The following is an 18,502-nucleotide window of genomic DNA, read 5'->3' on the forward strand; positions in this document are numbered from 1 at the left end:
GATCAGCCGCCGGACGCCTGCTTGAACGCGTCCTGCGCGGTGGCCTTGCCGGTCAGCGCCAGCTGGATCGCCTGGTAGATCACCTTGGCGGCGTCCGGCCACTTGTCGCCGAGCTTGCCGGTCCGCGCCCGGGCGGTCTTCACCTGCTCGGCGAAGGCCTTCATCGACGGCACGTCCTTGGCGTACTGGTCGAGCAGCGCGAGCTTGGTCGGGAGAGTGAACCGGGCCTTCGCCCAGGCGAGCTCATTCTCGTCCGAGTTCAGGCACTTCACGAAGTCGGCGGCCTTCTGCTGCTTGGCCTGGTCCTTGTTCAGCGGGACCGTCCAGGCTTCACCACCGAGCGGCGCGACCGGGGTCTGGTCCGGCTTGTTCAGCGGGAACGTGACCACGTCCCACTTGATCTTGGGGTTCTTGTTCAGCGCCGGAATCTGCCACGGGCCGTTGACCATCATCGCGGCCTTGCCGGCGATGAACTGGTCGTTGACGTCGCCCTGGGTCCAGTTGATCACGCTCTTCGACGCCGAGCCGTCCTTCACCAGATCCACCCACAATTGCAGGGCTTCTGCCACCGCGGGGCTGGTCAGGTCGGTCTCGTCGCCGCCGTTGGTCCACATCGCCGGCAGGAACTGCCAGGACCCTTCGTACGTCGCGTTCGCGTTGAAGGCCATCCCGTACCGGCCTGGCTTGGTGAGCTTCTTGGCCGCGGCCTTCAGTTCGTCCCAGGTCTTCGGCGGCTGCACGCCCGCCTCGGCGAGCATGTCCTTGTTGTAGAACAACGCGATCGTGTTCGTCACCGGCGCCAGCCCGTAGAGCTTGCCCTGGTACGACGTCGCGTCGACCATGCCCTTGATGACGCCGTCGCCGTTCAGGCCCATGTCGTTCAGGGGAGCGAGCGCACCGGTCGCGGCGATCTGCTGTACGTCGGGGTTGTCGAGCATCAGTACGTCCGGCAGCGTCTTCGACGACGCCTGCTGCAGCACCTTCTGGATCAAGGTGTCACCAGGCACCGTCTCCCGCTGGATCGTGATGCCGAGCTGCGTCGCGCAGCCGTCGAGTCCCTTCTGGACCAGGGATTTGTCCGGATCGTTGTTGTAGTAGTCCAGGATCGTGAGGCTCTTGACGCTGTCGCCGGAGCCGGCCGCCTGGCCGCCGCCGTTGTTGCCGCAGGCGCCGAGCAGGAGCGACACCGTCGTCGCACCCGCCAGCGCGGCGGCGATCCGCTTGCTGATCATGACATCGGACTCCTTCAAAGCGTTTAACCGATGGACGAGGGGCGGTGGGTAGTTGCTTGTGGATTTGGCGGTAAACCGCTTAACTGAGGTGTTGAAGGACTATGTTCCCTACGTCACACACCTGTCAAGAGCTCAGCGGGGGTCGATCGATGGTCACGATGAAGGACGTCGCTCAGCGCGCCGGTGTCTCGATCGCGACCGTCTCGTTCCTGCTCAACGACACCAAGCCGGTGACCGCCGCCACCCGGGCCCGGATCGAGCAGGCGATGCTCGACCTCGGGTACCGCCGGAACATGGTCGCCCGCGCGCTGGCGTCCCGGCGTACGCACATCATCGCGATGGCGTACCCGGCGCTCGAGCACAAGTTCGGGATGTCGACCGCGGAGTTCTTCACCAGCGCGGCCGAGGCGGCGCGCAAGGAGGACTACCACCTGGTGCTGTGGCCGGTCGGCAACGACGGCGTCGAGCTCCGGGAACTGCTCGGGCAGGGGCTCGTCGACGGCGTCGTGCTGATGGAGGTGCAGCTCGACGACCCGCGGATCGACGTACTGCGGAAGTCCGCGACGCCGTTCGCGCTGATCGGGCGGACGACCGAGCCGGCCGGGTTGCCGCACGTGGACATCGACTTCGACACGACCGTGGAGGAGGCGGTCCGGTACCTGTACGAGCACGGGCATCGGCAGCTCGCCTTGATCTCGGGGGATCTGGACGATCCGCGGTTCCACGAGTACGGGCCGTGGGTGCGGATCGACGCGGCGTACCGGCGGGTGGCGGCGGAGTACGGGCTGCCGGTGGTGGTGTTGCCGTGCTCGGACACGACGTCGGCCGGGAAGGCAGCGGTGGAGGGGGTGCTGGCGGAGTACCCGGAGACGACGGCGGTGCTGGTGCTGAACGAGTACGCGGCGCTGGGGGTGGTGTCGGGGTTGAAGCGGGCGGGGTACGACGTACCCGGGGATGTGTCGGTGCTGTCGCTGCTGATGGTGCCGGAGACGGCGGCGATGACGGATCCGGAGCTGACGATGATGCGTACGCCGGGGCCGGAGCTGGGGCAGCTCGGTACGCAGGCACTGATCCGGCAGCTCGAGGGCGACGATCCGCTGCCGCCGCAGTTGGTGCCCGCCAAGCTGATGCCGGGAGCTACGGTCGCAGCGCCCAGAGCGCCGCGACCAAAGGCCGGTGCAGGTCGGCGCGGCGCGCGCAAAGCCCGATCGTGAGCGGCTCGAGCTCGGCCGGCAGCTCCTCCAGCTGATCGCGGACCGCGGACGACTCGAGCACCAGCCGCGGTACGACACCGACGCCACACCCCAACGCCACCAGCGCAAGCAACGCCTCATGCCCGTCGGGCTCCGCCGCGATCGTCGGCTTCACCCCCACCCTCCGAAACCACCGAAACGCCGCCTCCCGAACCAACCCCCGCCCCGGCACCACAAACGGCCCCTCCGGCGGTAGCGCAAACGGTGCACCCGCCGGCCCGAACGGCCCGGGCGGTGGAGCGGACGGTGTAGCCCGTGGAGCGGGCGGGTCGGACGGGCCGGGCGGACTGGGTGGTGGAGCGGACCATGTATCCGCCGGACCGGGCGGATCGGGTCGACCGTGCGCCGGACCGGGTGGAGCGGGTGGAGCGGACGGTGTAGCCCGTGGAGCGGGGGGAGTGGTTGGGGAGTTGTTGTCGGCGTGGGTCTGTTCGTGGGTGGGGGTGGGGTGTGGGGGGTCGGGTGGGGTGTTGCGGGACTTGACGAGGACCAGGGCGGTGGTGGCGACGGGGCGGGTGATGAGGGTTTGGGGGAGGCGGTGGGGGATGCCGGCTACGGCGGCGTCTACTTCGCCCTCGTCGAGGCGGGCGAGGGCGGCGGCTGCGTCGCCGGTGCGGAGGGTGAGGCGGATCTGTGGGTGCTGGTCGCGGAGGGGGCGGAGGAGGTCGGGGAGGAGGGTTTGGCAGGCGGTGACGGTTGCGAAGATCCGCAGCTCGCCGGTCAGGTCCTCCTCGACGGCATCGTGGTAGCCGGCCCAGAGCTCCAGCGCCTTCTCCGCGTACGCCGTGAACCGCCGCCCCTCCGCCGTCAGCATCACGCCCCGCGGGCCCCGGTCCAGCAGCCGCGCCCCGACCCGCGCCTCCAGCCGCTGGATCGTCCGCGTCAACGTCGCCGCACTCACATGACACTCCAGGCTCGTCCGCCCGTAGTTCAGCGACTGCCCCAGGTGCAGAAACAGTTCCAGTTCGCGGTGTTCCAACTGCCGGCCTCCTGTTGTCGCGTACCGAAGAACGGGTAGTGGTCGGGCTTTCGTCCGCCCGGCCGGGGTCGCCACGCCTGCCGAGGTGCCGGTCCGGCGACCACTACCCGTTCTTCGGTACGCGACCGAGTGTTCCACATTCTGCAACGGTGCGGTGCGAAGGTTGCGCTTGCTGCAATGCGGCGGCGGCGGATTGACTGGTGGGCATGGAGAGTTCGGTGTTTCGGGTGGAGTCGATGGGGGTCCCGGGTGGGACCGAGGCGATTGTGCGGGGTGGGCGGGACCTGTTTGCGCTGCTGCCGGATGCGTTGCACGGGGTGGAGCGCATCGGGGTGCTCGGGTGGGGGCCGCAGGGGCGGGCGCAGGCGTTGAACCTGCGGGACTCGCTCGCCGGCACCGAGATCAGTGTCGCGGTCGGCCTGCGCCCGGGGTCCCGCTCCGCGGACGATGCCCGGCGTAACGGGTTCAGCGCGGACGACGGGACGCTGGGGGACTGGCTCGAGGTGGCGGCGAGTGCCGATCTGGTGATCCTGCTGATCGCGGACGCGGCGCTGGCGGCGCACCACGAGGAGATCTTCGCGGTCCTCAAGCCCGGCGCGACCATTGGCCTGTCCCACGGTTTCCTGCTCGGCCACCTGCGCGAACGCGGCAGCGACTTCCCGGCCGGCCACCCGGTGATCGCGGTCTGCCCGAAGGGGATGGGGGATTCGGTACGCCGCCTGTACCAGCAGGGCGCCACCGTCAACGGCGCCGGCATCAACGCGAGCATCGCGGTGCACGCCGACCCGGACGGGCACGCGTGGGACCGGGCGCTGGCGTGGTCGGTCGCGCTCGGGTCGCCGTACACGTTCGCGACCACGCTGTCTGCCGAGTACCACTCCGACATCGTCGGCGAGCGGGCGATCCTGCTCGGCGCGGTGCACGGCCTGGTCGAGGCGCTCTACCGGTACTTCCGGATCGACGGCGCCGAGCCGGTCACGGCGTACGAGCGGTCCACCGAGGCGATCACCGGCCCGATCGCGCGGACCATCTCGAACGACGGCATCGCGGCGGTGCGGTCGGCGTCCGGGGACGAGGAGCTGTTCGACCGGGCGTACTCGGCGGCGTACGGGCCGGCCCGGGACCTGGTCGCGGAGATCTACGACGAGGTTGCCGACGGCACCGAACTGCGCAGCGTGATCCTCGCCGAGCAGCGGCTCGCGGACCGGCCGATGACCGAGATCGGCGGCAGCCCGATGTGGTCGCACAGCGCCGCGGTGCACGCCCGGCGGGGCCCGGCGGCGACCGCGGTCGATCCGGTGACGGCCGGTCTGTTCGTGGCCACGATGATGGCGCAGGTGGACGAGTTCGCGGCCCGCGGGCACGCCTGGTCGGAGATCGTGAACGAGTCGGTGATCGAGGCGGTCGACTCGCTGCTGCCGTACATGCATGCCCGCGACGTGGCCTACATGGTCGACAACTGCTCCCGTACGGCGCGCCTCGGCACCCGGCGCTGGGGCCCGCGCTTCCAGGCGGCGTACGAGCAGATCGCCCTGCCGCACCTGGGCCGGGCCGCGGACCCCGCCCGGATCAAGGACTTCCTGGACAACCCGGCCCACGAGGCCCTCGCCGCAGCCGCCAAGCTCCGCCCATCGGTGGACATCTCCGTTTAGCCTATGGGGCATGACGCCCGAGACGACGCGATCCCGGCTGGTTCCGATGCGGCCGCGGGATCCGCACGAGCCCGGGCGGGTGGCGTCGTCGCTGGAGTTGTTCTTCGATCTGGTGTTCGTGATCGCGGTCAGCGTCGCGGGTTCGCAGCTGCACCACGCGCTGTCCGAGAAGCACATCGGCAACGGCGTGCTGTCGTACCTGGTCGTGTTCTTCGGGATCTGGTGGGCGTGGATGAACTTCACCTGGTTCGCCACCTCGTTCGCCACCGACGACTGGCTGTACCGGCTGCTCACGATCGTGCAGATGAGCGGCGTGCTCGTCCTCGCCGCCGGGATCGAACGGGTCTTCACCGACCACGATTTCCGGCTCGTGGTGCTGGCGTACGTCGTGATGCGCGTCGCGATGGTGGCGCAGTGGTTGCGGGCCTCGCACTCGGCCGGGTCCAGCCGGCGCGCGACGCTGTTCTACGCCGGCGGGATCGCGATCGTCCAGGTGCTCTGGCTGATCATGCTGGTGCTGCCGGCGCCGGTCCAGCCGGTCGTCCTGGTGGTACTGGTGGCGGCCGAGATCTCGGTGCCGGTGGTCGCCGAGCGGCGCGGGATGACGCCGTGGCACCCGCACCACATCACCGAGCGGTACAGCCTGTTCACGTTGATCCTGCTCGGTGAGAGCCTGCTCGCGTCCGCGAACGCGATCATCGAGGCGGTGCACGACCACGAGGCGCTCGGCCCGCTGATCGCGCTGTCGGTGCTGACGCTGGTGGTCACCGCGTCGCTGTGGTGGATCTACTTCTGGCCGCCGCACCACACCGCGATCACGTCGTTGTGGCGGTCGCTGCGGTACGGCTACGTGCACTACTTCGTGTTCGCGGCCGCCGGTGCGTTCTCGGCGGGTATCGAGGTGGAGATCGACAGCATCACCCACCACACCGAGCTGAGCGAGGTGGCCGCGTCCTACACGGTGACGATCCCGATCGCGATCTTCGTGCTCGGCATCTGGTGGATCGCGCTCCGCGACAACGCCGACCGGGTGGTCAACGTCGTCGTACCGCTGGGTGCGGTGCTGGTGCTGCTGGATCCGCTGATCCCGGTGCCGTTCGCGCTGACCGCGGTGTTCATGGCGCTGGTCGTCGCGACGCTGGTGCTCAGGCCGCCGGTACGGCGGTCAGCCGAGCTCGGCTAGCGCGGTCGCGACCCGCCCGTGGGCGGCCTCCAGGGCAGCCTTGGCGGCCGGGATCGGGGTGCCGGTCAGCAGGTGCACGAGGGCCGGCTTGAGCTCGCCGTCGGCCGCGGCCAGCGCGGTCTCGCAGGCGGCCTCGTCGGCGCCGGTGGCCTCGCCGAGGATCCGGATCATCCGGCCGCGGAGCTTCTTGTTGGTGGCGACCAGGTCGACCATCAGGTTCGACCAGGTGCGGCCGAGCTTGATCATCAGCGTGGTGGAGAACGCGTTCAGAATCATCTTCTGCGCGGTTCCGGCCTTCAGCCGGGTCGAGCCGGCGATCACCTCGGGCCCGGTGTCCGCGGCGACCACGATGTCGGCCAGTGGCGCCAGCGGGGCGTCCGGGTTCGACGTCACCAGCACGGTGGTCGCCCCGGCGGCGCGGGCGGCCTTCAGCGCGCCGGCGACGTACGGCGTACTCCCGGAAGCGGCGAGGCCGACGACGAGGTCCTGGCCGGTGACGGCGGCCGCGTCGGAGGCGCCGCCCTCCTCGGAGTCCTCGACGTTCTCGACCGCGCGGAGCAGCGCCTGCATGCCGCCGGCGTGGTGGGCGACCACCAGCCCGTCGGGGACGTGGAAGGTGGGCAGCAGTTCGGCAGCGTCCAGGACCGCCAGGCGTCCCGACGTACCGGCGCCGAAGTAGTGCACCCGGCCGCCGCCACGGATCGCCTCGACCGCGGCGTCCACGGCCTTGGTCAGCTCCGGGATCACAGCGCCGACGGCCCCGGCGACCAGGCCGTCCTCGTTGTTCACCAGCTGGAGGATCTCGGACGTGCCCACCGCGTCGATGGCCAGCGTCCGGGGGTTGCGCTGCTCGGTCGGTGAGGTCACGGAATCGATGTTAGTTTTCTACTGAAGATATTTCAATTCGGTGGAATCTTGACAGGTCGCTACTCGGATCCCTTCAACCGGTGACCGCGGACCGAGGTGGCGGTCTCCTCGAGCGCCTTGCGGGCGTCCGGCAGCACCTGCTGTGCGACCCCGATGAACAGGCAGTCGATCACCGTCAGCTGCGCGATCCGGCTCGACATCGCGCCCGAGCGGTACGTCGTCTCGCGCGCGGCCGTGGTCAGCACCAGGTCGGCCGTCTTCGCCAGCGGGGACCGCGGGAAGTTGGTCACCGCGACGGTGGTGGCGCCGTGCTTGGCGGCCTCCTCGAGCGCCTCGACGACCTCGACCGTCGTACCGGTGTGCGAGATCCCGATCGCCACGTCGCCGTCGCCGAGCAGGGCCGCACTGGGCAGCGCCACGTGCACGTCGTTCCAGGCGAAGGCCACCCGCCGGATCCGGTGCAGCTTCTGCTGCAGGTCCATCGCCACGAACGCGCTGGCGCCGAACCCGTACAGATCGACCCGCGGCGCCTTCGCCACCGCGTCCACGACCTTCGCCAGCGCGTCCACGTCGACCTGCTGGGCGGTCTCCCGGACCGCGCGCTCGTCCGCGAACGACACCTTGCTGACCACGTCGGCCAGCGAGTCGCCGGGCTCGATGTCCCCGCCGACCTCGGGACGGACACTCTCCTGCGCCGACTGGGCCGCCAGCTGCAGGCGGAGCTGCGGATAGCCGGGGACGCCGATCTGCTTGCAGAACCGGATGACCGTGGTCTCCGAGGTGGAGGCCACCTCGGCCAGTTCGGAGATCGTCATCGCCGCCACTCCGCCCGGGTCCGCGAGGACCGCGTTCGCCACCCGCTGCTCGGCCGGCGCCAGCGCGGGCATCACCGCGCGGACCCGGACCAGCAGCGGCCCCGTGGGTTCTGGAGAGGTTGTCGAGTTCATGACAGCCACGGTACGGCGCCCATGCACGTGATGGGGTCACCGACGCGAAAGTCTCCAACCTGTTGCGGTAAATGATTCAGGCGTTCGTTCGCCGTCGAGAAGTTGACCACTCTCGCTCGTGATCTTCACACCGTCGACGTACACCCCGCGGCCCTGGTACAGCGGGTCGCTCGTGTAGCGCCAGCGAACGGTCTGCCTGCCGGTGCTCAGCTCCGCGGTCACCTGATGCCAGTGCCGGTCGCCGGACCCGCTGATCGAGCCGTCGGTCTCGGTCACCGACCCGCGGTCCCGGACCGCGAACGGCACCTTGGTCCAGGTCGTCCCGTCCGCGGACGTCTCCAGGTACAGCAGATCCGAGTCCTCGGTGTCCACGAACAGGTCGAACGCGAGCTTCGCTCCGCCCGCCGGTACGTCGACCGTGGTCGCGAGCGTGGTCGTCGCGTTGTCCGTCGTACCGGAGAACCAGGCGTCCTTGCCGTGCCGCGGGCCGACGCCGAGCGCCAGCGCGAGGCCTTGCACGACAGCGCGCCGGGCCGGGTTGTTGCTGCCCCAGTCGCGGCTCGGGTGCACGCGGTTGGTGAGCAGGATCGCGAACGAGCGGGAGTCGAAGTCGATCACGATCGACGTTCCGGTGTAGCCGGTGTGGCCGGCCGTGCGCGGGCCGGACAGACCGCCCATGTACCAACGCTGGTCGAGCTCGAAGCCGAGGCCGTGGTCGTTACCGGGGAACGCCTGGTTGAAGTTCGTGATCATCGCGGTGACTGAGGATTCTTTCAGGATCCGCGCACCGCGGTAGCTGCCGCCGTTCAGGAACGTCTGCGCCAGTACTGCCATGTCGTCCGCAGTACTGAAAACGCCCGCGTGGCCGGCGACGCCGCCGAGCGACCACGCGTTCTCGTCGTGCACCTCGCCCCAGACCATCCCGCGCGGCGGGGAGGACTGGTACTCGGTGGCGGCGATCCGCGGCTTCTTCTTCGGGTCCGGGTTGTAGCCGGTGTCCCGCATCTGCAGCGGTTTCGTGATCCCGTCCGCGACCAGCTTGTCCAGGGTCTTGCCGGTGACGCGGTGCGCGAGCTCGCCGAGCGCGATCAGGTTCAGGTCGCTGTACAGGTACTTCGTGCCCGGCGGGTCCTGAAGCTTCGCGGTGAGTGCCATATGCAGGCGTGACGCCGGGTCGGGCTGTGAGCTCCACAGCGGCAACCAGGACGGAAAGCCGCTGGTGTGCGTCAACGCCTGGCGGACGGTGACGCTTTCCTTGCCGTTCTCCGCGAACTCCGGCGCGTACGTCGCGATCGGCGCGTCGAGGTCGACCTTGCCCTTCTCGACCAGCTGCATCACCACGATCGACGTGAACAGCTTGGACACCGACGCCATGTCGAAGATCGTGTCGGTGCGCATCGGGATCTGCTGGTCCGCGGGCAGCTCCGTGCCCTTGCCGTCGGCGTACTTGAGGGCCATGCCGGTGGCGGTCCGGGTGACGATCTTGCCGTCGTGGCCGAGCAGCGTGACGGCGCCGGCGTACAACGGTTTCGCCGTACCGTTCGGCTTCGTCCAACCGGCCACCTGGGCCAGCGCGGCGTCGATCGGCGCCGGGTCCAGGCCCGCCTTCGCCGGGGTCTCGTCGCGCAGCAGCGTGGACTTCGGCGCGTACCCGGAGTACGGGTGGTCGAACCGGCCGGAGTTGTTGCCGCTGGCAACTGCAGGGGTGGCCATCGTGAGTATCACCGCAGAGATCGTCGTGATTGCGGCCCACCGCTTCATCGGTGGGCTCCCTTGTAGAGCAGGTACTTCGCGCGCCGGGCCGTCCAGGCGTCCGTCTCGGACCTCCAGGCTGCCACGATCTCCTCGGCCGACGCATCGGCCGAAAGCATGGTCCGGAACCGATCGGATCCGGTCAGCAGGTCGATCCACCGGCCGGGTGGGGTCTCCGCCCGCCAGGTGAAGTCGGGGTAGAGCTTACGGGCCTCGACGATCATGTGCGTCGCCGCGGTGATCGCCTCGACCCGGTGCGGGTCGGTGATCTGCACCTGGACGCCGCCGCAGAGCACGTTCGCGTTCTTGCTGATCGAGGGCGTGAAGTACGCCTCGCGGAACGCGACGCCCGGGATGTCCTTGGTCTGCAGCGCCTGCGCCCAGCGGTAGTCGACGTACGGCGCGCCGATCAGCTCGAACGGGCGCGTCGTACCGCGGCCCTCGGACATGTTGGTCGCCTCGAACAGGCACAGGCCCGGGTAGAGCAGGGCCGTGTCCGGGGTCGGCATGTTCGGGCTCGGCATCACCCAGGTCAGGTCGGTGTCGGCGTACAACTGGTCGCGTTTCCAGTTGGACATCTCGATCACCTGGAGGCTCTTGAGGCGGCCGCCGTTCGGTTCCAGCGGGAGGTACTCCGCGTCGAACATCCGGGCCAGCTCGCCGACCGTCATGCCGTGCTGCTGGAGGATCTCCTTCTTGCCGACGCCGGACGTGTAGCCGGGCTTCAGCATCGGGCCGCGCGCGTACCCGCCGACCGGGTTCGGGCGGTCCAGTACGACGAACTTCGCGCCGGTCCGGACCGCTGCCAGCATCGCCTCGAACATCGTCCAGATGTAGGTGTAGAACCGGGCGCCGACGTCCTGGATGTCGAACACCACGGTCTCCACGCCGGGCTTCGCGTAGAGCGTCGCGAGCTTGTCCGCGTTCGCGCCGTACGCGTCGTACACCATGATCCCGGTCCGTGGGTCGACGTGGTCGCCCTCGGAGCCGCCGGCCTGGGCCGTGCCGCGGAAACCGTGTTCGGGTCCGAACACCGCGACCACGTCGACCGCGCCGGAGGCGTGCATGGTGTCGACGATGTGCTGCAGGTCGGGCAGGATCCCGGTCGGGTTGCTGATCACGCCGACCTTCTGCCCCGCGAGTGCCTGCCAGCCGTCGTGCGCCAGTACCTCGGCGCCGGTCAGCACCTTGCGGTTGGTCACGGCACTCGCGGCCGGTCCGTCGATCAGCGGGGCGGCGGCCAGTGCGCCGGCCCCGGCGAGCAAACTGCGTCGCTTCATGTCGGTCTCCTTCAGGAACGGAACGAGAGGTCGGCAATCATCGGCCGGTGGTCACTGGCAGCCTCGGCGATCGGCACCTCGGCCGGTACTTCGGCGCGCCGGACAGTCAGGCCCGCGCCGACGGTGACGAAGTCGATCCGCTTGTTCGCCGCCACCGCCGGGTAGGTGAACGGCCCGCCGGTGGTGGCTGCGGCCGCGGTCCACGAATCGGTCAACCGGGTCCACAATCCACCGAGTTCCGCTGCCCCAGCTTCAGCATTGAAGTCACCCACCAGGATCTGCAGGTCTGCTGGTGGGTCCTGGGCGAGTATGGCGAGCGTGTCCGCTACCTGCATTCGGCGCACCGTCGGGTCGCCGCGGTAGTCGAGGTGCGTGCAGTACACGTGCAGCCGCCGGCCCCGGACCTCGACCTCCACCTCGAGGAACCCGGGCGCCGGTGCGGGCACCGGGTTCGGGTCCTGCGTGGACAGCCGCGTGATCGGGTGGTTCTCGCTGCGCACGATCGGGAACCGCGACAGCAGCCCGACGCCGTACTGCCGCCGGGGCTGTCCCGCCGCCGGTGGGTCGAAGTCGTAGATCGGCGCGAACGCCGGGTACATGCCCAGCTTCGCGGCAAGCTCCGCGATCGTGTCCAGCCAGTTGCTGCGCTTGTCCCAGTGGACGTCGACCTCCTGCAGCCCGATGATGTCCGCGTCCAGCGCCTTGAGCGCCTGCGCGGTCCGGTCCAGGTCGAAGACGTTGTCCTCGCCGGCGCCCGCATGGATGTTGTACGAGGCAACGGTCAGCCGGGTGTGCCGCGGATCGAAGGTCAGTCCGTGGCCGAAGGGGTACAGGATTTGGCTGCCGTCGGGGATCGAGACCGGGAGCTTGCCGGTGGGCGCGATCTCGCCGTACAGGACCTTGGCGAGCGCCTCCATCGACACCACGGTGCTGCCGTAGGTGACGAGCGCGGTCTGCGGGGCGTTGAAGTACGCGACGTCGTACGGGTCACGCACGGGGACGACGATGACCGGGCTCCCGGTCGCGAGCAGGCCGTTGACGAGCTTCTGCTGCTTGGCGAGCTTGTCGGTGACCGCGGTGTCCCACGCTTTGTTGGTCAGCACAACGGTCAGGTCGACGGTCTTGGCGGCGGCTAGTGCGTCGGTGATCTTCGCGTCGGTCGGCGTGGTGCCGGTGTCCTTCACGACCGTCGTCGCGCCGCGGCTCTGCAGCGCGGTCGCCAGCGCGGCCGGGCCGTATCCGGTGACGAGGATTCTGCGCGGCGCGGGGGAGAGCGGCAGCAGGTCGGCGTCGTTACGGAGCAGCGTCGTACTGCGGTCCGCGATCCGCTGGGCCTCCGCGTAGTTGGTCGGCGTACCGACGATGTTCGCGATCCGGGACACGTCGACGTACGGGCGCTCGACCAGGCCGGTGTCGTACTTCAGCTTCAGGATGCGTCCGACGCTCTCGTCGATCCGCGCCTCGCTGATCCGGCCGCCGCGGACGGCGTTCAGTACCGAGTTGTACGCCAGGCCCGGGTCGACCGGCATCAGCAGTTGGTCCACGCCCGCCTCGAGCGCGCGCAGCGGGATCTCCGCGTCGCCGTACTTGTCCCGCACGCCCTGCATGCCGAGCGAGTCGGTGATCACCACGCCGTCGAACCCGAGCTGCTGCCGGAGTACGCCGGTCAGGATCGGCCGGCTGAGCGTGGCCGGGTCGCCGGACGGGTCCAGCGCCGGGACCACGATGTGCGCGGTCATGATCGACCGGATCCCGGTCCGGATCGCGGCCTCGAACGGCGGCATGTCGATCCGGGTCCACTCCTCACGGGTGTGGTCGATGACCGGGATGCCGGTGTGGCTGTCGGTCGCGGTGTCGCCGTGCCCGGGGAAGTGCTTCGCGGTCGAGACGATCCCGCCGTCGCGCTGGTAGCCCTTGACCTGGGCGCTGACCAGCTGCGCGACCAGGGCCGGGTCCGAGGAGACCGAGCGGACGCCGATCACCGGGTTCAGCGGGTTCACGTTGACGTCCGCGTCCGGCGCGAAGTCGGTGGTGATGCCGAGCGCCTTCAGCTCGCGGCCGGCGATCGCGCCCGCGGAACGCGCGAACGCGGGGGAGCGGGTCGCGCCGAGCGCCATCCCGCCGGGGAACTGGGTCGCCGGCGGTCCGACCCGGACCACCGAGCCGTACTCCTGGTCGGTGCCGATCTGCAGCGGTACGCCGGTGTTCGCCAGCGAAGCGGCCTGCAGGCCGTTGGACAGCCCGGCGATCTGCTCGGGGTTGCGGACCGAATCGGTCCAGGTGAAGTAGATGACGCCGCCGAGGTGGTACTTCGCGACCACCTCGGCCGGCGTGGCGACGCCGTACAGGCTGGTGTTGCGGGCGTCGGCGGTGGCGGCCGTCGGGCCGTAGGCGTAGCAGACGAACAGCTGGCCGACCTTCTGTTCGAGGGTCATCCGGCGCAGCGTGTCGCGGACCCAGCGATCAGGGTGCGCGGCTGCGGCCGTGGCGGCGGGAGAAGCGGCGACCGTCGTACTTGCGACGGCGGCCGCCGCAAGTCCGAGAGTCTGGCGTCGGGTCAGTTCCATCGGTGTCACCAACTCAGTCCGGGCGGGCAGGGGCGAACGCCAAAGTAATTGAATTACTCATACTCCCCCGAAACGCGAAAGTTACCCACACGCGCACGGTGGGTCAAGAGTCAGTGACGCGCCGCGGGACTGGGGAGCGCGACGGCGAGTACGGCGGGCTCATTCGTCGGCAGGTGCACCACTGTCAAACCGGCGGGTGTCGGGCGTCGCAGGCCGCCGTTTCCCACACCCGTTCCGAGCGCTTTTCCTACTGCTTCCTTGGCGGTCCACAGCCGCAGGAACGCTCGCAGCCGGTCCGGCTGTCGTTCCAGCCATTCCAGGTCTTGTGGGGCGAACCAACGGTTGACGATCGGGTCCACGTCGCGCGGGCGGACCTCCTCGAGGTCGATGCCGAGCGGGCCGTCGTACGACGCGGCGACGGCGACGAGCTGGTGGCTGTAACTGATGCTCACCGCGAGGCCGGCGATCCGCGGGCGGCCGGTGCCGTCGTGGGTGAGGACCGGGTCGTCGACGAGGGTGCTCGCGAGGTCCAGCAGGAGTGCGTGGGCGGCCGGACGGGGCTCGGCGCCGGTCGGTGCGAGTCGGAGGTGCACCGGGCTGGCCACGGCTAGAAGATAACTTGTCGACAAATACCCCTGCCGAACTGGTCCTCTGCAGTGGTCCGCGACTGGACCTGTGGTGCGTACCGGTTGCGCTCTAACTTCGAGCTATGACCGCCGTATGCGAGCTCCCCACCGTCCGCCTCGTCGACCCGTCGTTCGCCAAACTGCTGGCGATGGTGTTCGGCTCGGGGCTCAGCATGTACCTGCTGACCTCCGTCGTCCCGCTGTACCTCGCGGCCAACGGTGCCGGCGGGATCGGCGCCGGGCTGTCCACCGCGGCGATGATGTTCTCCGCCGTCGCGGTCGAGTTGCTCGTACCGCGGATACTCGCCCGCTGGGGCTACCGGGTCGTCCTCGGCCTCGGGCTGGTCCTGCTCGGCGCGCCGGCGCTCGTACTGCTGGCCACCGCGTCGCTCCCGGTCGTCCTGGCGGTCTGCGTCGTGCGCGGCGCCGGGCTCGCGATCCTGGTCGTCGGCGCGGTCGCGCTGGTCGCGGACCTCACCCCGGCCGCCCGCCGCGGCGAGGCGCTCGGGGTGTACGGCGTGGCGGTCGGCGTTCCCGCGGTGATTGGGCTGCCGCTCGGCGTGTACCTGACCCACGTGATCGGGTTCGCGGCGCTGTTCGTCCTCGCCGCGGTGGCCTCGCTCGCGGGACTGGCCGCCTTGGTCGGGCTGCCGGCGAAGGCCGGCGCGGAAGAGCAGCATGTGCAGGTGCTGGGCGGCGTACGGCGGAGTGGGCTGTTGATGCCGTCGCTGGTGTTCGCGGCGGTCACGGTCGCGGCCGGGATCAGCGTCACGTTCCTGCCGTTGGCGGTTGCTGCCGGCAAGCAGTCGATGGTCGCGACAGCCCTTCTGCTGCAGGCGATCGCGGCGCCCCTGGCCCGGTGGGTGGCCGGTCGGTACGCCGATCGCATCGGCCCGGCGAAGCTCCTCGCGCCGGCACTGTTGTTCGCGGCCGTCGGCGCCGGGTCGCTGGTGTTCCTGCCGAGTCCGGTGGCGGTCCTGGTCGGCTCGACCTGCTTCGGGATCGGGTTCGGCGCCGCGCAGAACCTGACGCTGACGCTGATGTACAGCCGCGTGGACCGCGCCCGCTACGGGCAGGTCAGCGCGCTCTGGAACCTCGCGTACGACGGCGGCTGGGGACTCGGCGCCATCGTTTTCGGGATGGTTGTCTCCGGGGTCGGGTATCCGATGGGGTTCGCGCTGACGGCGGGCGTGGTGGCGCTGGCCGTCGTACCGGCGGTCAGAGCTTCCGCAGCCTGACCCAGCGGACGGCGTGGTCGGGGCCTTTGCGGAGGACCAGGGTGGCGCGGGGGCGGGTGGGGAGGATGTTCTCGCGCAGGTTCGGGCCGTTGATGCCGTCCCAGAGAGACTCCGCCTTCTTGATCGCCTCGTCCCGGCTCAGCTCGCCGTACCGGACGAAGTACGACTCCGGGTTGCGGAACGCCGTCTCCCACAGCTTCAGGAAACGTGCGACGTACCAGGAGCGGATGTCGTCGGCGGCCGCGTCGACGTACACCGAGAAGTCGAAGAAGTCGCTGACCGCGAGCCCGCTCTTGCCGTCCGCGTGCCGGGGTGCCGGCTGCAGCACGTTGAGGCCCTCGAGCAGCAGGATGTCGGGCTGCTCGACGGTGGTCCGGACGCCGGACATCCGGTCGTAGTGCAGGTGCGAGTAGACCGGCGCCTCGACCGTGTCCATCCCGGACTTCACCTCGACCACGAAGCGCAGCAGCCCCTTGCGGTCGTACGACTCCGGGAAGCCCTTGCGCTGCATCAGGTTGCGGCGTTCGAGTTCGGCGTTCGGCCAGAGGAAGCCGTCGGTGGTCACCAGCGCGACCCGCGGGTGCTCGGGCCAGCGGGCCAGCAGTTCGCGGAGCAGGCGGGCGGTGGTGGACTTGCCGACGGCAACGGATCCGCCGATGCCGATCACGAACGGGGTACGGGTGGCGACCGGCTTGCCGAGGAAGCTCTCGGTGTCGGAGTGCAGGGCCCGGGCGTGCCGGACGTACAGCGACAGGATCCGGGACAGCGGCAGGTACACCTCGCGGACCTCGTCCATGTCGATCTCGTCGCCGAGGCCGCGCAGCCGTTCCACCTCTTCGGCGGTCAGCGGGGAGATCGTGGTCTCGGCCAGCTGGGCCCAGGTGGACCGGTCGAGCTCGGTATAGGGAGTCACCTCCCGCGACGGCTGCAGCATGTGGCCCATTGTTCCCATCGGCGCGCGATGCACCCACATCGGGCGGGCGTGGCCTTGGTCTCAGCTACGGTACGGTCTCGAAACTTTCGGTCACGGTTCCGTGACCGACCGATATGTCAGCATCACCTCCGATGAACGATCTGGCCTGGCTGGCGACCCAGCGGCTGCCCGAGGTCACGGTGCACGCCTCGGGCGCGTTGGCCCAGACGATCCGGGCCGAGCTACGGCAGATCCGGCGCTTCCGGACCGACGTCCGGGTGGCGATCTGCACGCTGAGCCGGATCCGCGAGACCGCCCTCTGGCAGCAGGTCGAGGCGGCGCTGCCCGAGCACGGGCTCGGCGTCGAGGGATTCGTGGTGCTGCGACGAGGCAACGACCTGGTCGTCGCGGCCGAGGGCGGGCACGGACTGCTGTACGGGTACTTCTACCTGCTGAGGTACTTCGAGTGGATGAGCGACGACTTCACCGTCGTCGAGCGGCCCGCCGTACCGATCCGGATGCTGGACCACTGGGACGAGCTGTCCGGTGTGGTCCGCCGCGGGTACTCGGGCGGGTCGATCTTCTTCCGCGACGGCGCGGTGGTCCAGGACCTGAGCCGGGTGCGGTCGTACGCGCGGCTGCTCGCGTCGATCGGGATCAACGCGGTCGCGCTCGCCAACGCGGAACTGCCCGACGTCGCGCGGCTGGCCGGCGTGTTCCGGGAGTACGGGATCGCGGTCAGCCTGGCGATCGACTTCATCGACGACCCGCGCGACGAACGAGTCGCGCGCTGGTGGTCGACCGCGATCTCCCGCGTGTACGACGTGGTGCCCGACCTGGGCGGCCTGGTGGTCCGGTCGGGGCGGGACGTGGCGGGCGCGAACCTGCTCGCCCGGGCGGTCGCGCCGTACGGCGGCACCGTTTTCTGGCGGATTTCCGGCGCGGATCCGGACCGCGACTGGCGGGACCGGCGGGCCGACCGGGCGCGGGCGGCGTACGACGAGTTCGTCCCGCTGGACGGGCGGTTCGAGGACAACGTGGTGCTGCAGGTCCGGCACGGACCGCTCGACTTCCAGGTCCGGGAGCCGGTCGCGCCGCTGCTCGGGGAACTCCAGGAAACCGTCTTCGGGATCGAGTTGCAGGTCACGCAGGAGTTCTCGGGGCAGCAGCGCGACCTCTGCTACCTCGGGCCATGGTGGCGGGAGATCCTGCAGTTCGACACCAGCGGAGGCGGCGGGACGACCGTTGCCGACCGCATCGGTGCGATCGTTGCCGTCTCGAACGTCGGCGACGACCCGAACTGGACCGGGCACAAGCTTGCGCAGAGCAACCTCTACGCGTTCGGGCGGCTGGCCTGGGACCCCGCGGCGGATCCGGTCAGCCTGCTGCACGAGTGGGCGGCCGCGACGTTCGCGATGGACGACCGTACCCGCACCGAGCTGGTCACGATCATGGCCGGCTCGTGGCAGACGTACGAGCGGTACACGGCACCGCTCGGGGTCGGGTACATGGTCAACCCGCAGACGCACTACGGGCCGAACGTCAACGGGTACGAGTACTCCGGGCGCGGGACGTACCACTACGCGGACCGGTACGGCGTCGGCGCGGACCGGACCGTGAAGAGCGGCTCCGGATTCACCGGGCAGTACCCGGAGCCGCTCGCGAGTGTGTACGAGGACGTGCACACGTGTCCGGACGAGCTGCTGCTGTTCTTCCACCACGTCCCGTACGACCACGTGCTGCAGAGCGGGAGCACCGTGCTGCAGCACATCTACGACACACACTTCCAGGGGTACGCCGAGGTGCAGGCGATGGTCGCGCGCTGGCGGGTGATCGCCGAGCGGTTCGCGCCCGCCGTACGGGAGAACGTGAGCGCGCGGTTCGAGGTACAGCTGGCGACCGCGCGGGAGTGGCGCGACCAGGTGAACACGTACTTCTACCGGCTCAGCGGCGTACCGGACGCCCACGGCAGGACGATCCACCGGTAGGCTGGCCGAAAGTTTCGGGCTGGGA

14 protein-coding genes are annotated in these 18,502 nt (G+C 69.8%); 5 read left to right on the top strand and 9 right to left on the bottom strand.

The features are described from left to right. Positions 1-2 precede the first annotated feature (2 nt). A complete protein-coding gene (locus ACQHIV_RS36170; protein WP_427888823.1) occupies positions 3-1,232 on the bottom strand; it encodes an ABC transporter substrate-binding protein in 1,230 nt (409 codons plus the stop codon). 149 nt (positions 1,233-1,381) lie between these two features. Between ACQHIV_RS36170 and ACQHIV_RS36175 the strand changes: the two genes are divergently transcribed. Continuing rightward, positions 1,382-2,446 (top strand): LacI family DNA-binding transcriptional regulator, encoded by a 1,065-nt coding sequence (locus tag ACQHIV_RS36175; RefSeq protein ID WP_427888824.1) that lies wholly within the window; start codon positions 1,382-1,384, stop codon positions 2,444-2,446. Here the strand turns inward: ACQHIV_RS36175 and ACQHIV_RS36180 are convergent. Further along, complete coding sequence (locus ACQHIV_RS36180) at positions 2,370-3,464, bottom strand: LysR substrate-binding domain-containing protein (RefSeq protein WP_427888825.1); 1,095 nt, start codon at positions 3,462-3,464, stop codon at positions 2,370-2,372. The genes ACQHIV_RS36175 and ACQHIV_RS36180 overlap by 77 nt on opposite strands. 206 nt (positions 3,465-3,670) lie before the next feature. On the opposite strand from ACQHIV_RS36180, the gene ACQHIV_RS36185 reads away from it, so the two are divergent. Both ACQHIV_RS36185 and ACQHIV_RS36190 read left to right on the top strand, forming a co-directional pair. Further along, on the top strand, positions 3,671-5,116 hold the full coding sequence (locus ACQHIV_RS36185; RefSeq protein WP_427888826.1) for a ketol-acid reductoisomerase: 1,446 nt from the start codon (positions 3,671-3,673) through the stop codon (positions 5,114-5,116). A 10-nt stretch (positions 5,117-5,126) separates the two neighbouring features. Continuing rightward, positions 5,127-6,299 carry a low temperature requirement protein A gene (locus tag ACQHIV_RS36190; protein WP_427888827.1) on the top strand — a complete coding sequence of 391 codons (1,173 nt, stop codon included), beginning with the start codon at positions 5,127-5,129 and terminating at the stop codon, positions 6,297-6,299. On the opposite strand, the gene murQ is transcribed toward ACQHIV_RS36190, so the two are convergent. From murQ to ACQHIV_RS36220, 6 genes are all read right to left on the bottom strand, one after another. Then, complete coding sequence (gene murQ / locus ACQHIV_RS36195) at positions 6,282-7,166, bottom strand: N-acetylmuramic acid 6-phosphate etherase (protein WP_427888828.1); 885 nt, start codon at positions 7,164-7,166, stop codon at positions 6,282-6,284. The two genes, ACQHIV_RS36190 and murQ, sit on opposite strands and share 18 nt — an antisense overlap. A gap of 59 nt (positions 7,167-7,225) precedes the next feature. After that, on the bottom strand, positions 7,226-8,113 hold the full coding sequence (locus tag ACQHIV_RS36200; RefSeq protein ID WP_344191770.1) for a MurR/RpiR family transcriptional regulator: 888 nt from the start codon (positions 8,111-8,113) through the stop codon (positions 7,226-7,228). Positions 8,114-8,149: 36 nt separating this feature from the next. Then, on the bottom strand, positions 8,150-9,874 hold the full coding sequence (locus tag ACQHIV_RS36205) for a serine hydrolase (RefSeq protein WP_427888829.1): 1,725 nt from the start codon (positions 9,872-9,874) through the stop codon (positions 8,150-8,152). Continuing rightward, positions 9,871-11,145, bottom strand: coding sequence for an exo-beta-N-acetylmuramidase NamZ family protein (locus tag ACQHIV_RS36210; RefSeq protein WP_427888830.1), 1,275 nt, complete (start codon positions 11,143-11,145; stop codon positions 9,871-9,873). Before ACQHIV_RS36210 ends, ACQHIV_RS36205 begins: the two co-directional genes overlap by 4 nt. Before the next feature lie 11 nt (positions 11,146-11,156). Then, positions 11,157-13,712, bottom strand: a complete 2,556-nt coding sequence (locus tag ACQHIV_RS36215; RefSeq protein WP_427888831.1) for a glycoside hydrolase family 3 N-terminal domain-containing protein — start codon at positions 13,710-13,712, stop codon at positions 11,157-11,159. A 110-nt stretch (positions 13,713-13,822) separates the two neighbouring features. Continuing rightward, positions 13,823-14,317 (bottom strand): 4'-phosphopantetheinyl transferase family protein, encoded by a 495-nt coding sequence (locus tag ACQHIV_RS36220; RefSeq protein ID WP_427888832.1) that lies wholly within the window; start codon positions 14,315-14,317, stop codon positions 13,823-13,825. A 104-nt stretch (positions 14,318-14,421) separates the two neighbouring features. Here ACQHIV_RS36220 and ACQHIV_RS36225 point away from each other — a divergent pair, with 104 nt between their 5' ends. Continuing rightward, on the top strand, positions 14,422-15,576 hold the full coding sequence (locus ACQHIV_RS36225; protein WP_427888833.1) for an MFS transporter: 1,155 nt from the start codon (positions 14,422-14,424) through the stop codon (positions 15,574-15,576). Here ACQHIV_RS36225 and coaA read toward each other — a convergent pair. Continuing rightward, entirely contained in the window at positions 15,557-16,510 is a 954-nt protein-coding gene (gene coaA, locus ACQHIV_RS36230) for a type I pantothenate kinase (RefSeq protein WP_427888834.1), read from the bottom strand. The genes ACQHIV_RS36225 and coaA overlap by 20 nt on opposite strands. A gap of 131 nt (positions 16,511-16,641) precedes the next feature. Here coaA and ACQHIV_RS36235 point away from each other — a divergent pair, with 131 nt between their 5' ends. Beyond that, positions 16,642-18,477 (top strand): alpha-glucuronidase, encoded by a 1,836-nt coding sequence (locus ACQHIV_RS36235; RefSeq protein WP_427888835.1) that lies wholly within the window; start codon positions 16,642-16,644, stop codon positions 18,475-18,477. Positions 18,478-18,502 lie beyond the last annotated feature (25 nt).

Source organism: Kribbella polygonati, from assembly GCF_050320105.1.
In the GTDB taxonomy this organism is placed as follows: Bacteria; Actinomycetota; Actinomycetes; order Propionibacteriales; family Kribbellaceae; genus Kribbella.